This window comes from Variovorax sp. Varisp36 (assembly GCF_047304235.1).
GTDB lineage: Bacteria > Pseudomonadota > Gammaproteobacteria > Burkholderiales > Burkholderiaceae_C > Variovorax.
Genome location: NZ_JBGLYU010000035.1, coordinates 1 through 13,212 on the forward strand (window position 1 = coordinate 1; position 13,212 = coordinate 13,212).

At 65.7% G+C, this 13,212-nt stretch carries 14 protein-coding genes; 5 read left to right on the forward strand and 9 right to left on the reverse strand.

Annotated features, from left to right (window positions below):
• Positions 1 to 15 precede the first annotated feature (15 nt).
• Positions 16 to 2,925, forward strand: coding sequence for an aminomethyl-transferring glycine dehydrogenase (gene gcvP / locus ACCD11_RS19755; protein ID WP_413315178.1), 2,910 nt, complete (start codon positions 16 to 18; stop codon positions 2,923 to 2,925).
• Positions 2,926 to 2,943: 18 nt separating this feature from the next.
• Here the strand turns inward: gcvP and ACCD11_RS19760 are convergent, their stop codons facing one another.
• The 5 genes from ACCD11_RS19760 to ACCD11_RS19780 all read right to left on the reverse strand — a co-directional run bounded on the left by ACCD11_RS19760 (position 2,944) and on the right by ACCD11_RS19780 (position 7,501).
• Positions 2,944 to 3,225 carry a hypothetical protein gene (locus ACCD11_RS19760; protein WP_007834440.1) on the reverse strand — a complete coding sequence of 94 codons (282 nt, stop codon included), beginning with the start codon at positions 3,223 to 3,225 and terminating at the stop codon, positions 2,944 to 2,946.
• Positions 3,226 to 3,320: 95 nt separating this feature from the next.
• Positions 3,321 to 4,241: a DUF3014 domain-containing protein gene (locus tag ACCD11_RS19765; RefSeq protein WP_413315138.1), complete on the reverse strand. Its 921-nt coding sequence runs from the start codon at positions 4,239 to 4,241 to the stop codon at positions 3,321 to 3,323.
• A gap of 129 nt (positions 4,242 to 4,370) precedes the next feature.
• On the reverse strand, positions 4,371 to 5,048 hold the full coding sequence (locus tag ACCD11_RS19770) for an alpha/beta hydrolase (protein ID WP_413315139.1): 678 nt from the start codon (positions 5,046 to 5,048) through the stop codon (positions 4,371 to 4,373).
• Between the two features lie 10 nt (positions 5,049 to 5,058).
• On the reverse strand, positions 5,059 to 6,111 hold the full coding sequence (locus ACCD11_RS19775; protein WP_007834432.1) for an NAD(P)H-dependent flavin oxidoreductase: 1,053 nt from the start codon (positions 6,109 to 6,111) through the stop codon (positions 5,059 to 5,061).
• Positions 6,112 to 6,199: 88 nt separating this feature from the next.
• Positions 6,200 to 7,501, reverse strand: coding sequence for a UDP-N-acetylglucosamine 1-carboxyvinyltransferase (locus ACCD11_RS19780; RefSeq protein ID WP_413315140.1), 1,302 nt, complete (start codon positions 7,499 to 7,501; stop codon positions 6,200 to 6,202).
• A gap of 257 nt (positions 7,502 to 7,758) precedes the next feature.
• Here ACCD11_RS19780 and ACCD11_RS19785 point away from each other — a divergent pair, with 257 nt between their 5' ends.
• The 3 genes from ACCD11_RS19785 (at position 7,759) to ACCD11_RS19795 (ending at position 9,210) form a co-directional block, all read left to right on the forward strand.
• Positions 7,759 to 8,172, forward strand: coding sequence for a GFA family protein (locus ACCD11_RS19785; protein WP_413315141.1), 414 nt, complete (start codon positions 7,759 to 7,761; stop codon positions 8,170 to 8,172).
• A gap of 191 nt (positions 8,173 to 8,363) precedes the next feature.
• Entirely contained in the window at positions 8,364 to 8,543 is a 180-nt protein-coding gene (locus ACCD11_RS19790) for a hypothetical protein (RefSeq protein WP_413315142.1), read from the forward strand.
• Between the two features lie 88 nt (positions 8,544 to 8,631).
• The gene (locus ACCD11_RS19795) at positions 8,632 to 9,210 is read left to right on the forward strand and encodes a dihydrofolate reductase family protein (protein ID WP_413315143.1); all 579 of its coding nucleotides are present in this window, start codon (positions 8,632 to 8,634) and stop codon (positions 9,208 to 9,210) included.
• Positions 9,211 to 9,274: 64 nt separating this feature from the next.
• Here the strand turns inward: ACCD11_RS19795 and ACCD11_RS19800 are convergent, their stop codons facing one another.
• The 3 genes from ACCD11_RS19800 to ACCD11_RS19810 form a co-directional block, all read right to left on the reverse strand.
• The gene (locus ACCD11_RS19800; protein ID WP_042673553.1) at positions 9,275 to 9,781 is read right to left on the reverse strand and encodes an O-acetyl-ADP-ribose deacetylase; all 507 of its coding nucleotides are present in this window, start codon (positions 9,779 to 9,781) and stop codon (positions 9,275 to 9,277) included.
• A gap of 365 nt (positions 9,782 to 10,146) precedes the next feature.
• Positions 10,147 to 10,875 (reverse strand): DUF2625 domain-containing protein, encoded by a 729-nt coding sequence (locus tag ACCD11_RS19805; RefSeq protein ID WP_413315144.1) that lies wholly within the window; start codon positions 10,873 to 10,875, stop codon positions 10,147 to 10,149.
• 20 nt (positions 10,876 to 10,895) lie between these two features.
• Positions 10,896 to 11,363, reverse strand: coding sequence for a hypothetical protein (locus ACCD11_RS19810; RefSeq protein WP_413315145.1), 468 nt, complete (start codon positions 11,361 to 11,363; stop codon positions 10,896 to 10,898).
• A 355-nt stretch (positions 11,364 to 11,718) separates the two neighbouring features.
• On the opposite strand from ACCD11_RS19810, the gene ACCD11_RS19815 reads away from it, so the two are divergent.
• Positions 11,719 to 12,282: a hypothetical protein gene (locus ACCD11_RS19815; RefSeq protein ID WP_101488608.1), complete on the forward strand. Its 564-nt coding sequence runs from the start codon at positions 11,719 to 11,721 to the stop codon at positions 12,280 to 12,282.
• Positions 12,283 to 12,534: 252 nt separating this feature from the next.
• Here the strand turns inward: ACCD11_RS19815 and ACCD11_RS19820 are convergent, their stop codons facing one another.
• Positions 12,535 to 13,044 (reverse strand): DUF1993 domain-containing protein, encoded by a 510-nt coding sequence (locus ACCD11_RS19820; RefSeq protein ID WP_413315146.1) that lies wholly within the window; start codon positions 13,042 to 13,044, stop codon positions 12,535 to 12,537.
• Between the last annotated feature and the right edge of the window lie 168 nt (positions 13,045 to 13,212).

Below are 13,212 nucleotides of genomic sequence, written 5' to 3' on the forward strand. Positions count from 1 at the left end.
CCCTACCTCTCTGCCATGTCAAGCCACGCCCTCCCCTCCCTGCAACAACTAGAGAACGCCGAAGAATTCCTCGCCCGCCACATCGGCATCGATGCGGCGGACGAGGCGCGCATGCTGCCCGTCATCGGCTCGGAGACGCGGGCTGAGCTCATCGACGGCATTGTGCCCGCGGCCATTCGCCGCGCGAAGCCGATGCGGCTGCCCGCACCGGCGACCGAAGCCGATGCGCTGGCCGAGCTGAAGGTGATGGCGTCGAAGAACAAGGTGTTCCGCAATTTCATCGGCCAGGGCTACTACGGCACGCACACGCCGGGCGTCATCTTGCGCAACGTGCTCGAGAACCCCGCCTGGTACACCGCCTACACGCCCTACCAGGCCGAGATTTCGCAGGGCCGCATGGAAGCCCTGCTCAACTTCCAGACGATGGTGTGCGACCTCACGGGCATGGCCATCGCCAACGCATCGATGCTCGACGAAGCCACGGCCGCGGCCGAAGCCATGACGCTCGCCAAGCGCAGCGTCAAGAGCAAGAGCAACGTGTTCCTGGTGTCGGGCGACTGCCATCCGCAGACCATCGAAGTCATCAGGACGCGCGCTGCGCCGCTGGGCATCGAGGTGAAGGTGAGCACCGTGTCGGAAACGCTGCCGCACCTGATGGTGAGCGGCGAATTCTTCGGCGTGCTTGCGCAATACCCCGCCACCACCGGCCACGTGCACGACCTGCGCCCGCTCGCGGGCCACGCGCACCAGTGCGACGCCGCCCTCATCGTCGCGGCCGACCTGCTGGCGCTGACGCTGCTGGTCGCGCCCGGCGAGTTCGATGCCGACATCGTCTGCGGCACCACGCAGCGCTTCGGCATGCCGCTGTGCAACGGCGGCCCGCACGCCGCCTACCTGGCCTGCCGCGATTCGTTCAAGCGCTCGCTGCCGGGCCGCCTGGTGGGTGTGAGCGTCGACGCGCACGGCCGGCCCGCCTACCGACTCGCTCTGCAGACGCGCGAGCAGCACATCCGTCGCGAGAAGGCCACCTCCAACATCTGCACCGCACAGGTGCTGCCGGCCGTGGTGGCCAGCATGTACGCCGTGTACCACGGGCCCGACGGGCTCACGCGCATCGCGCAGCGCGTGGCGGCGCTCACCGCCATCCTCGCCCGGGGCCTGTCGCAGATGGGCCGCGAGCTGGTCAACACCACGGCCTTCGACTCGCTGACGATCCGCACCGGCGATGACACGGCCGCGATCATCGAACGCGCGCAGGCTGGCGGCGTCAACCTGCGCCAGCGCCTGCAACAGCACCTGGGCATCTCGCTCGACGAAACCACCACGCGCGCCGACATCGAAACCCTGTGGGCCCTGTTCGTGCCCGCCGGCACCCCGATGCCGCGCTTCGACGACCTGGCCGCCAACACCGCGCCGCTCATTCCCGAAGACCTGCGCCGCACCAGCGCCTTTCTCACGCACCCGGTATTCAACACCCACAAGAGCGAGACCGCGATGCTGCGCTACATCCGCAGCCTGTCGGACAAGGACCTCGCGCTCGACCGCAGCATGATCCCGCTGGGCAGCTGCACCATGAAGCTCAACGCGACCAGCGAGATGATCCCCATCACCTGGCCCGAGTTCGCCAACATCCACCCCTTCGCGCCGGCCGAGCAGCAGCAGGGCTATGCGCAGCTCGACGCGCAGCTGCGCGCATGGCTGTGCGAGGCCACCGGCTATGCCGGCATCAGCCTGCAGCCCAACGCCGGCTCGCAGGGCGAGTACGCGGGCCTGCTGGCCATCAAGTCCTTCCATGAGGCCAAGGGCCAGGGCCACCGCAACATCTGCCTGATTCCGTCGTCGGCGCACGGCACCAACCCGGCCAGCGCACAGATGGTGGGCCTGCAGGTGGTGGTGACGGCCTGCGACGCACAGGGCAACGTCGACATGGACGACCTCAAGCGCGCCTGCGAGAAGCACAGCGCCCACCTCGCCGCAGTGATGATCACCTACCCGAGCACGCACGGCGTGTTCGAGACGCGCGTGAAGGAACTGTGCGAGCTCGTGCACGAGCACGGCGGGCGCGTGTACGTCGACGGCGCCAACATGAACGCACTGGTCGGCGTGGCCGCGCCGGGCGAATTCGGCGGCGACGTGAGCCACCTGAACCTGCACAAGACCTTCTGCATTCCGCACGGCGGCGGCGGCCCGGGCGTGGGCCCGGTCTGCGTGGTCGAAGACCTCGTGCCCTACCTGCCGGGCCATGCCACGGCCGGCATCGCATCGAACGGCGTCGGCGCCGTGTCGGCCGCGCCGCTTGGCAATGCGGCCGTGCTGCCGATCAGCTGGATGTACTGCCGCATGATGGGCGCCAAGGGCCTGCAGGCCGCGACCGAAACGGCCATCCTCAGCGCCAACTACATCAGCGCGCGCCTGAAGGACCATTACCCGACGCTGTACGCAAGCCCGAACGGCCACGTCGCGCACGAGTGCATCCTTGACCTGCGCCCGCTCAAGGACACCAGCGGCGTCACCGCCGAGGACGTGGCCAAGCGCCTGATCGACTACGGCTTCCACGCGCCCACGCTGAGCTTCCCGGTGCCGGGTACGCTGATGGTCGAGCCGACCGAGAGCGAGCCTCTGGCCGAGCTCGACCGCTTCGTCGACGCGATGATCGCCATCCGCGGCGAGATCCGCCGCGTGGAGGAAGGCGTCTGGCCGAAGGACGACAACCCGCTCAAGCACGCGCCGCACACGGCCGCGAGCCTGCTCGGCACCGAATGGCCGCACCCCTACTCGCGCGAACTCGGCGCGTTCCCGCTGGCCGAACTCAAGCAGGCCAAGTACTGGCCGCCGATCGGCCGCGTCGACAACGTGTACGGCGACCGCAACCTGTTCTGCAGTTGCGTGCCGGTGGGCGAATACCAGGAAACCGAAGAGGCCTGAGAAGGCCCGCAGGCGGGCTCAGCCGCGCCGCGCCGCGGCGCCCTTCTTCGGTGGGGATTCGCGGCGATAGATGGCCCACTTCACAGTCAGGATGTCCGCGGCGATCTTGGCCGCGTTGACGCCCGCATAGGCCTCGGACGGGTTGAACTGGAATGCCTCCTGGTATCGCTTGACCTGCGCGTAGTCCTGGTCGAAGGTCATCGGGCCCATGAGTTCGGCAGGATCGGCGCCCGCGGGAAGCGCGAGGAATTTCTCCGGATCGGTGGCACTCTGGTAGAGGTCGACGCTCATCGGGTTCATACGTTTGTCCTCGAGATCTTGGTCTTGGGAACAAATCATCTGCGGCATCTGCGCGGCATGCAATCGGTCCGCGCCTACACGGCGCACCGTGCGCGTCAGGGCTGTTTCTTCTTCGCCAGGCCGGCCGTGGCGATCTGCTCGCGGAAGCCGCGCAGGCTGGCCTTCAGCCTGCGTTCGTTTTCGAGCCCCACCCGCACCATGATCTTCTGGCCGGAAGAAAGCGACTCCAACTGCGGATCGGCGTATTCGTAGCGCACCCAGGGCCGCTGCGAAGGAACATTGCCCTTCACCTCGACCAGCCGCACCTGCACCGGGCCGGCGGGCTCCGGCGCCTGCAGCAGGTGGTCGATCACGGCGATGAGCCGGTCGTTGAAGTAGCGCCCCGGATAGCCGAGTTCTTCATAGGCTTGCTGGAACAGCGGGTAGAGGCGGGCATACGTCTTGGCCGCCTTCGCAGGATCGACCGATTCGGCAAACAGCACGATGGCGTTGTAGCGCGCGGCGTTGTTGGGCGCGATGACCTGTTTCTCGCCCTGCCCTGCGGTGGTGAAGCGCTGCCTGGCCGGCTGCACCGGCCACGCACTCGCTGGCGCCTGCTCGCGCGCGAGGTTGTCGACCGTTGCCACGAAGCGGCGCACGACACCGTCGAACTTCAGGAAGTCGGCCACGTTCTTGCTGCCGAGCAGGTCGACGAGCGCCTTCATCACGCGCGTATCGGAATCGGTGACGGTAGGCAGCCCCGTGTCGGGCACGGCAATCGCGTCGATGGGGTTGCGCGGCTCCAGGGACTCGGGCGCGGGCACGGGCGCCGGCGCGGGCGCGAGCCCGTCGTTCGGCGCCGCGGCCACCGGCGGGGCCTCGGGTAGTTGTTGCTGCTGCTGATACCAGCGCCAGCCGACGAAGGCCGTCCCGAGCACCACCAGCATGAAGGCGACGATGGCGCCTATGGGCATTTCGCGGCGTGGCCGGAATTCGGGGGAATCGTCCCCGGAGCCGGGGGTATCTCGGTCGGACATGGCGGCACTTTCCTTCTGCTAAGGCTGTGTGTGATGCGGAGAGACCGGTCATGTTGCACCAATCGGGCGCTCCATGGCACCACGGCCGCGTAACGCCCTGTGTCGCCCCGTGCCGCGCAAGCTGCGCAATCAGGCCGCGTCGGTGGGCCCGCTCAGCGATTGCAGCCAGGCAATCGACCCCTGCAGCTCGGCCGGGCGGATCTCGTGCGCGCCCGGAAAGTCCGAGCCCGACAGCGCCAGCGGCAAGCCGCGCGCCAGCTCGCGCGTGGCCTGCGCGGCGCTCGGCGGAATCACGTTGTCGGCGCTGCCATGGCTCACCCACAGCGCCTTGCCCTCGAAGGCCTCCGGCGGCGCGATGTGTGGCACCACCTGCGAGAGCAGCCGGCTGTGCCACACCATCGCGGCACGCACGCTCTGCGGCTTGGTAAGCAGCTGCGACAGCGACATGATGCCGCCCTGGCTGAAGCCGCCAACCACCACCCGCTCGGCCGGCACGCCGAGCTGCTGCGAGGCCGAGGCGATCATCTCGCCGACGAGGAAGCGGCTTTCGCGCTCCTGCTCTTCGTTGATCTGCCGCTCGCCGTTCGGCAGCACCTGGAACTCGAACCACGCGTAGGCACCGGGCGACAGCACATACGGCGCGCGCAGGCTCAGCACGTGGAACTGCGGCGGCATCAGCCGCGCGAGGCCGAACAGGTCCTGCTCGTTGCTGCCCACGCCGTGCATCAGCACCAGCAGCCAGGGTTCGCGGGCCTCGGGCCGGGCCGCGTGTTCGAGGAATTTGAGGGGCAAGTGAAGTTGAGGCATCGATGGATCTTCAGACGGTTGCGTGAAAGCCTTGCGCGAGCGCGCGGGTAACTTCGGCCGCCGGCACCTCGCGGCAGCCGGTTGCGTTCTGCCCCGACCACAGCGGAGAGAAATCGCCGCTGCCCTGCGCCTCGGCCTTGGCCCGCAGCGGCGCAATGCCCGAGGTGGCCAGCGGAAACTCCGGCGCGGCCTCGCCGATGGGCCCCAGGTCGCGCATCACACGGTTCACGATGCCGCGGGCCGGTCGGCCGGTAAAGAGATTGGTCAGCGCCGTGTGCCGCGCGGCCCTGCCCTTGAGCGCCTCGCGGTGCAGCGCGCTGGTCGTCGCCTCGGGCGTCAGCATGTAGGCCGTGCCCACTTGCACGCCTGCAGCGCCCAGCGCCATGGCCGCGGCCACGCCGCCCGCATCCGCGATGCCGCCGGCCGCGATCACCGGCACCTTCACCGCATGCACTACCTGCGGCACCAGCGCAAAAGTGCCGAGCTGCCTCGTCAGGTCGTGCGAGAGGAAATGGCCGCGATGCCCGCCGGCCTCCAGTCCTTGGGCGATGACGGCATCGGCGCCGCGCGCTTCGAGCCACAGCGCCTCTTCCACCGTGGTGGCCGAGGCAAGCACCTTCGCGCCCCAGCCGTGCACCCGCGCCAGCAGCGCCTCGGACGGCAGTCCGAAATGAAAGCTCACCACCGGCGGTGCGAATTCGGCCAGCAGCTCGGCCACCTCGGCGCTGAAGGGGTTGCGGCCCGGCCCGGTCGGAATCCCGGCCGCATCGATGCCGAACTCGGCGTAGTAAGGCGCCAGCGCGGCGCGCCACGCCGCCTCGCGCTCGGCGCTCGGCACGGGCGGCGTATGGCAGAAGAAGTTGACGTTGAAGGGCTTGTCGGTGCCCGCGCGGATCGCGGCGAGCTCGCTGCGCATGGCCTCGGGGCTCAGCATGGCGCAAGGCAGCGAACCGAGGCCGCCTGCGTTGCTCACCGCGATGGCCATCGCGCTGCCCTGAATGCCGGCCATCGGGGCCTGGATCAACGGGAGTTCGGTGCCGAGAATCTGCTGCAGCGTGGTCATGAAGGCGCTCCTTTTGTGTCGGATACCGCCAATTCTCCCGCCAAGGCGGAGTTGCCTCCCGCAACAGGGCCATCGCCCGTGGATCAGCTCACTCCTCGCTCGTCCACTCCACCTGCACGCCAAGGCTGCGCAGGTTCTCGACGAAGCGCGGATGGGCGCGGCGAATGGGCGTGGCGTTGCGGATCTCGGAACGCCCTTCGATGCTCGCCGCCACCATGAACAAGGCGATCGCCACGCGGATGATGTACGGGCTTTCGACCACGGCCGGTGTCAGCGGATTGCCGCCGAAGGTGATGAGCCGGTGCGGGTCCGAAGAGAACACGTGCGCGCCGAACTTCGACAACTCGCCCGTCCAGCCCAGCGCCCCGTCGTACACCTTGTTCCAGAACATCGCATTGCCCTGCGCGCGCACGCCCAGCGCGATGAAGATCGGCAGCAGGTCGACCGGAAAGTAAGGCCACGGCGCCGCCTCCACCTTGGTCAGCACGTTGCTCGTGAAAGGCGTCTGCACCTTCAGCGGGCCGCTGCGGATGGCGCGCGACCAGCCGTCTTCATGCACGATCTGCACGCCGAACTTCGCGAACGTGCGGTCGAGCAGCGGAAAGTTTTCGGGTGCGCTGTTGCGCACGACCACGTCGCCGCCGGTGATGGCGCCCAGCGCCAGGAAGGTCGTGATCTCGTGGAAGTCTTCGTCGAAGCGGAACTCACCGCCCTTGAGCGTGCCGCCGCCGTGCACAGTGAGCCGCGAGGTACCCATGCCTTCGATGCGCACGCCGATCATCGCCATGAAGCGGCAGAACTCCTGCACGTGCGGCTCCGACGCCGCATTGGTCAACGTCGAAGTACCGCCCGCTGCGGCTGCGCACAGCACGAAATTCTCGGTGGTCGTGACGGAGGCGTAGTCCAGCCAGTGGTCCGTGGGCGTGAGGCGGCCCGCGCTGCGCACCAGCAGCGAGCCTTCGGTGCGCTCCACCTCGCCGCCGAAGCGCTGGAACACCTCCACGTGCGGATCGATCTCGCGCACACCGAGCGTGCAGCCCTTCACGTTGTCCTCGAGCCGCGCCACGCCGAAGCGCGCCAAAAGCGGCGGCACCAGCATGATCGACGAGCGCATCTCCTCCGGCAGCCGGTGGCGCGATGCGTCGAAGGCAGTCTCGCGATGGTGCAGCTCGAGCGTGCCGGTCTCGTGGTCCATGCGCACGTCGCTGCCCAGGGTGCGGAAGATGTCGAGGATCTTGCGCACGTCGGTGATGTCGGGCACGCCGTGCAGGCGCAGCGGCTCCCAGGTGAGCAAGGTGGCACAGAGCACCGGCAGCACGGCGTTCTTGTTGGCGGAGGGGGTGACGCGGCCACGCAGCGGCGTTCCGCCGTGCACGATGAGGTTGGACATGGGGGGCGAGCGGAAAAGCGGGAGGCGGTGGAAAAAAGGGCCGCGGACGATCCGAAACCGGAGACGGGAACTTTACCGTCTGGCAGCAGCCTGGATGGCGCCGAAGTTGTAAGCACTTCAAATGGCGGCCCTGGCATCCAGCCGGCTCGGCGAAGCGACTCGCGACGAACTTGTTACTCCCCGCGACACGCGTGCCCCCGCTAGATTGGCAGCACTCGGCCAGAGCGCCGGAAAGCACACCTCGAAGGAACCAGGAAATGACCCACGCCTACACCGGCGGCTGCGCATGCGGCGCAGTCCGCTACGAGATTTCAGCCGAGCCCATCTTCCAGAACGACTGCCAGTGCCGCGACTGCCAACGCAAGAGCGGCACCGGCCATGGCTCGTACCTCACCTTCCCGCGTGGCGGCGTGAAGCACAGCGGCCAGGCCACGCTGTGGGACATGGTCGGCGACAGCGGCAACGTCAAGACCCGGGCGTTCTGCCCGCACTGCGGCTCGCCCGTGTACATGACCTTTGCGGCGATGCCCGACATCTTCACGGTGCACGCCGCGAGCCTCGACGACCCTGGCCGGTACAAGCCACAGGCGGTCACGTATGCCGTGCGCGGACATCGATGGGATTTTCTGGACCCGGCATTGGCCAAGTTCGACAGGATGCCGCCGATGTGAAAGGAAGGCGAGGCCCTGCCCCGCCAGCGCCTCGCACTGGACTCGATCCGCGCGTGAAGGAGGCCCGGCGTTGCCGAGAGAAGTCGCTGCAGCGAGGCGCGCTGGCATGCGTCGAAGAGCGGCGCGGGGTCTGGGTCGGATGAGCCGGCATCGCGCTGGTCTTCGTCCCAGGCGAACAACTGGACGAGCGTTTGCGCGCCTTGCACTACGTCGCGGGCGTCATTCAGGAAGACGGCTTGCCTCTGTTGGGAGAGATCGAGCTTCCCGCCGGAACAGACTGCTCCCAGCTCGCCCGCGCGGACCTGGCCGGCTCGCCTCAGACTCCCGAGCGCTTCGATGAGCCACAGATGGCGCGCGCGAGCAACGCCTGATTCCTAGGCCGGCGGAGTTGCGCGAAGACCGAGAGCGGTTCAGCATCCTCATCCCCTCCAAGCCCAACAACCAAACACGGAGACCCGAATGAGAAAGCTCAAGATCATGGAGCACGTGTCGCTGGACGGCGTGATCCAGTCCTCCGGCGAAGACGGCTTCCCGTATGCCGACTGGACGGCGCCCTACCGGACTCCCGCCGGCCGGGACGAGGTGCTCGCCGCGCACGGCGGGCGCTTCGACCTGCTGCTGGGCCGGCGCACCTACGACATGTGGTCGGACTACTGGCCGAAGGTGCCGGCCAGTCCGATGGCTGATGGCTTGAATGCGGCCACCAAGTTCGTCGTCACCCATCGCCCGGAAAGCCTCGCGTGGGGGCCATTCGAGGGCGTCGGGCCGGACCCGGTCGAGGGTGTGCGGCGCATCAAGTCGCAGGCTGGCCCGGACCTGGTTCTGTGGGGCAGTTCCACGCTGACATCGACGCTGCTGGAGCACGGACTTGCGGACGAAGTCATGCTGATCCTCTATCCGGTGCTGGTGGGCACGGGCAAGCGCTTCTTCGCCGAGGGGACCCCGGGGTGTTCCTTCGAGCTCGCCAGCACGAAGACGACGCCGTCCGGCCTTGTCCTCAATACCTACAGGTTCGCCGCGCCGTTGAGGCCGGCTTAGGCCGTTGGACAGCGCGGCGGCGGGCCTCAGTGTCTGCCATGGTGAGAAGGAGCCTACACCCACCTTATCCAAGAACAGACCTGTAAATTGCCAAGTCTTCGTCTGAAAAACAGCAGAACGTGACCTCTGCAATGACCGAAGTTTCTTCCAACGCAGCGCGGACCGCATCAACGGCCACCTGCGCAGCCCGTTCGATCGGGTAGCCATAGATGCCCGTACTGATGCTCGGAAACGCCACCGTTCGCGCCCCGTATTCGTTTGCGAGCATCAGCGATTTTCGGTAGCAGGACGCCAGCAGGTCCGCCTCGCCGTTTACCCCTCCCCTCCAGACCGGACCGACCGTATGAATGATGAAGCGGGCCGGTAGCCGATAGCCTTTTGTGATCTTTGCATCACCTGTTTTGCATCCCCCCAGCAAGCGGCACTCATGTACCAGCTCAGGACCTGCGGCGCGGTGGATTGCTCCATCGACACCGCCCCCGCCAAGCAATGACGAATTGGCTGCATTGACGATGGCATCGACCGACAGCCCAGTGATGTCGGCTCGAATAGCATGAAGTCTTGTTTTCATGAGATGTGCTGGAAGGCCCGACCGTCCGCTACTGTGGCTGAATTCTGCCGGAGCGGTCGCCCGATCGGGCTGGCGTTAGCCCTCTGGATGAAACAGTTCCGGCAAAAGTCGGTGCGCGTATTCAGCCTTAAAGCCCAGGCATCCCTGAAGTAGGCGGTGTTTCGCTCAAGGTCCGGCACAGCCAGCACGAACGAAAACGGGCGCAGTTGGTTTGCTTGTGACATCGGACCTCCCTTGGCGTGGCAGTTTATGGCTCCTGGCCGACTGTAGCTGGTCGCGCTACCGTCGCGAAAGGGCCCATACCGGCTGTACGACTTGCTCCAAAGCGGCCGCTGGCCGCCGGCTCAAGTAGCGTTCGCGACAATCTATTCGGTGTTGAGTGCGTATTGCTCGGAGATCGGGACTGGACGCCGTGAGCTGCTCTGCGTCGAGCCCTGCTCAGTATGGAGGAAGGGGTAGAAGTTGAAGCACTGGTCCCCAGGTAGGTTGCTCACTTCATGCTCCCATCCGACCCAGCGCATCTGATCGTAGAAGGTGTGAAGCCGTTTGGTAAACGCCCATTGCGTGAATGCAGCATGACCAACTCCCAGGCTCTCCCACTTGAGCGTGTCCGGTGCGAGGTAGTACACAACCCCTTGGTCGTCACCGAAAGCGCCGCCATTGAGCGCGAAGAATCCACCGACCGCATCATCCGCCACAAGACAAAACCCGTTCGACCGCCCTGCGTTCCAAGCCGCGATGTCGCGAGTCAACCTGGGGTGTCCCGAGCCAAGCATCCTTAGCCATCCCCCGTCTATCAAGATGCCACCCGTCCCGTATGCCACGGCTCCGAGCACCGATCGAGTGGTCACCTGAAGTTCAACGAGGACATCGCCGCTACTTGTGGAAGGAGGAAGTATCTCAACGGGGAGTTCGGCCTCCCGAGCCCATTGCTCAATGAGCGCCATTGCAGGTTCTTGGATTTCGAGCAATTCATTTAGTGAACGCACAAACGTTTCCCTCAGTGTCCGGTTGTGGCCGAATTTTGCCCCACGGCGCGACTGACCGGTTGTGGCCGCATTCTGCCGTAGACGCGCCGCCGTCAGTGGGCCCACAACAGATACTCCACCCGCTCTTAAGCGGGCTTACTGCTGACGGTCCTCTCACCTATATCGGCAAGGATGTCCTTCGCCAACTCCGCTATTTCCTGATTGGGGCCGGCGGTGTACCCGAACAGTCGCGGGCGCTGCGCGATGACCATACGCCGCAGTTCTTGAAAAGTTGCCGTCTCATCTGGTCGGTCGAAGTGAACGCAGCGCCAGACAAGCTCGAGGAGTTCAGTCGTCAGTTCTTCATCGGCTTGAGGCAAGACGTCGAGAACAAACGGGAGCGCATGAATCGCTACTGACGGAGGGCCGCTACCACTCGAAACCAAATCGCACCAGAGTTCGCGGCTTGCAGCGAGTGCGGCGGCCGAATCCGTACTTGCGAGGCGTTCCAGTACTTCCCCCATCTTGTCCGCTGGGCCGAGGCAGGTCTTGAAATCGCTCCAAGGAATCGCATCCAGTCGCGCCCGAAGCGAGGTTTGTGTGGGTTGGGACATGGTTCAATCTCCACGCCTCTCTGGCAGGTAAGCCAGAGATAGGGATAGCTTCAAAGTAACTGGCAAAAGGCCAAATGACTGGTTGTGGCCGATAGTACCTATTCGAGCGAGCCTTTCGAAGGCTGGCAGTCGCTGCATGGCCGTCCTTCGTGTGCGCCCGCTTTAGACTGTTGCGAGACAGGCCTGCACGCCTGGCTACCTCGCAAATGGACAACGATTCATTTCATTTGCATCTTTTACTCAGAGCAAATCAGCCGGCGCATCATGCCTTGTGCATGTCGTATCGATGCACTTTGGGTCTCGGCTCGACCCACCCGGCCGCTCCGGTATCCAACTACTTCAATTGGAGACCCAAATGAAAAAATTCATTCCCAGCGCCATCGCCAGCCTCCTGATCGCCGGGGCAATCTTGCCGGCCGCCGCCAAGGAGAAAGTCGTCGACCGGAGCATCACGGAAGCGGAAGTCCTGGGGGCCCAGCAGGCCTGGTGCAAGGCGCTGGTCGACATCAGTGCTGCGAATTCCAGCGCAGGGCAGCCGGCCGCCAGGGCGCTGGCCGAGAAGGTCATCGACAGCGCCTACGCCTACCAGCTGGGCGCAGTGCTGTTCAAGCCGACGCTCACGACATCGCCGCAGACCTTCCGCACCGCTCGCGACGGCGCGCTGGCGTACTTCGTGGGCGGCAACCCTGCCTTTCCCAACGACACCGGCTTCGCCCTGAAGGGCTGGACCAAATGCGAGATTGCCAACAGTGCCGTGCTCATCCACGGCGACGTGGCCAGCACGCTGGGTAACGTGCTGTTCACTGACCCGGACGGCAAGGTCACCACGGTCGACAAGACCTGGACTTTCGTGAAGGACGGTGCCGGCAAGCTGCGCATCGTCGTGCATCACTCGTCGCTGCCGTACGCTGGCCGTTGAACACCGCGTTCGAGTGCCGGCAGGCCCAGGCTCTAGGGCGGCGCCTTCAAGGACCGTCATTGGCGGCTCAAAGGCGCGAATCGGTGGCAGCACGCCGTCGTAGCGCGCGACCTGCACCGCAGTGCGTTGCCCCGCGCAACCCTGCGCCAGCGATGAGGTGCCGATGTCGCGCGTCAACACATTGGGGTTGCCGTGCACGCTTGCACTTCGAGCGGCAGTGGTCAGAGTGGCTGAACGCCTGTCTGTCTTGGGTCAGTAGGCACCCATGTAGTCGCGCTTGCCGATCTCAACACCGTTGTGACGCAAGATGGCATAGGTGGTGGTCACGTGGAAGAAAAACTGCGGCAGTCCATAGTGCAGAAGATATGCGCCTGCAGTCAGCTTCTTTTCCTTGGGGGTGCCGGGGCGCAATACGATCTCGCGGTTCTCGCTTGAATCAAATTGCTCAGGCTTGAAGGAGCCGATATGGGCCAAAGCTTTGGCGATCAACGCTTGCAGGTCGGCGAAGCTGACCTCGGTGTCGGGCCAGGACGGCACCTCGGCACCAGCCAGGCGGGAGGCAATGCCCTTGGAGAAGTCTGCGGCGATCTGTACCTGACGTACCAGCGGAAACATGTCAGGGAACAGCCGCGCCTGCAGCAGCGCATTCGGATCGATATTTTTCTGCGTCGCCTGGTCTTCGGCCTTCTTGAGCACGTCGGACAGGGCGCGCAGCATCTGCTGCATGACGGGAACGGAGGCGTTGTACAGCGGGCTGGTCATGGTGAGTTCACTTCTAAAATTTTTGGCACGATGGCCGGAGTTGGCGTGGCAGAGGCCCTGCCGACCATGCAAGGCTAACAGCACAGGGCGAACTGAATCGCCCCGGCTTTTGTGGCCAGCTTTTCTTCCCGCTGGTAGTCGGAGCAGCCGCGTTGACGGGCAGTTCAT